A 1462-nucleotide genomic window follows, 5' to 3' on the forward strand; every position below is an offset into this window, starting at 1 on the left:
CCGGATGCGGTCAGGGAGTGCACGGCCTGGAACAGCCTCCTGGCGTACCGCCCGGCCCGGATGTCCGCCGCGGTGTCCTCGGCGGTCTCGTCGTCCGGCGCCTGATGCGCCAACTCGGCATCACCGGAGCGGTCTGCGGCAGACGCGTGATCACCACGCTGCCCGGCGGCCAGGTCGAACGGGCGCAGGACCTGCCGGACCGCGACTTCGTCGGCGCTGCCCCGAACCGGTGCTGGGTCGCCGACTTCACCCACGTGAAGACCTGGGCCGGTGTCGTCTCCGTCGCCTTCGTCATCGACACGTTCTCCCGCCGGACCGGAGCCCGCCAGGGATTTTCCGGGCGGCACTGCACACCACACCTGACGCATTGTCCGACGCGAGAGATAATCTCATCGGGTGGCCCAAGACGTCGCTGCACCTTCGGGACGTGTGTGACTTCGCAGGCTCCAGGGGTGCTCCGGGGCGCGGTATCCGCGCCGGGTGTGTGCTTCCTCCTGGCCACAGGCTGCCTGCCGTTCCCCAGGCTGGTCTGGGCGCCGACCCCCGTATCGGCGCCCAGCGCAGTGAGCGCTCAATGATGACGGCCATGTCCGGGCCGATGCCCACCATGGTCAGCGACCGCGGGGCGTGACGCTCCACGAGCCGGGCCGAGCAGCCTTCGGCGAGGTGGCGCAGCACGAGGACAGCTACCGGCTCTGCTACGTCCGCGGGCCCGAGGGCATCATCGTCGGACCGGCCGAGCAACTCAGCTGAAGGCTGACCCGATCCCGCGCGCCCGTCTGCCTGTTGACACATGGTGTTTGCAGCACTTCAGCGGGGTTACGCATGAGTCATGCATGATGAGTTGCGCACGGCGAATCTTCTGGGCGCTGCCTCGCTGGCTCTCAGTGACGTGGTGGTGGCCGGGGCGATCGCGGCGGTCGGCACCAGTTCGAGCGGGGCTGCCGCGCTGGTGGTGTTGTCCACGGATGCCGGATTGAGTGTGACCGAGTTGGGGCGGCGGGTGGGACTGAGCCAGTCCGCGGCGTCCCGTATGGTCGAGGGTCTGGAAAAACAGGGCCTGTTACGCAGAGAGGCCAGCTGGAGAGGGTGGGTGCGCGTCCAGCTCACCGGCCTGGGCGCCCAGGCGGCACACAGCCTCCTCGCCTCCCGGGGCGACGTGCTGCGACAGGCCCTGCGCCACCTCGACGACCGTGAGCAGGAGCAGCTCGGCCAGTTGATGAGCAAGCTCCTGACGGGGTTGTACCGGCGGCCCGGTGACGGCGAGCGCATATGCCGACTGTGCGACCGGGGCGTTTGCGTCCGGGACGGTGCGTCCTGCCCGGTGGGGGAGGCGGACCGGGGCCACCGAGTGGCCCAGGAGCGTGACCATGGGTGAACTGCTCGCGCTGCTGTCCGCTCTGTGTTTCGGCATCACGCACTTCGTCAACGGCTTGGTCTCGCGCAGACACGACGGGCTGAC

The 1462-nt window shown here is 69.4% G+C and carries 1 protein-coding gene and 1 pseudogene; both read left to right on the plus strand.

Annotated elements, in window-relative coordinates; all coding sequences use genetic code 11:
- Positions 1 to 660 precede the first annotated feature (660 nt).
- Positions 661 to 753 (plus strand): annotated as a pseudogene (locus ADL01_RS42300) (VOC family protein); the annotation flags it as partial.
- Positions 754 to 832: 79 nt separating this feature from the next.
- Complete coding sequence (locus ADL01_RS20255) at positions 833 to 1378, plus strand: MarR family winged helix-turn-helix transcriptional regulator (protein ID WP_053743430.1); 546 nt, start codon at positions 833 to 835, stop codon at positions 1376 to 1378.
- Positions 1379 to 1462 lie beyond the last annotated feature (84 nt).

Origin of the sequence: Streptomyces sp. NRRL WC-3618, assembly GCF_001280005.1 — a bacterium.
GTDB lineage: Bacteria > Actinomycetota > Actinomycetes > Streptomycetales > Streptomycetaceae > Streptomyces.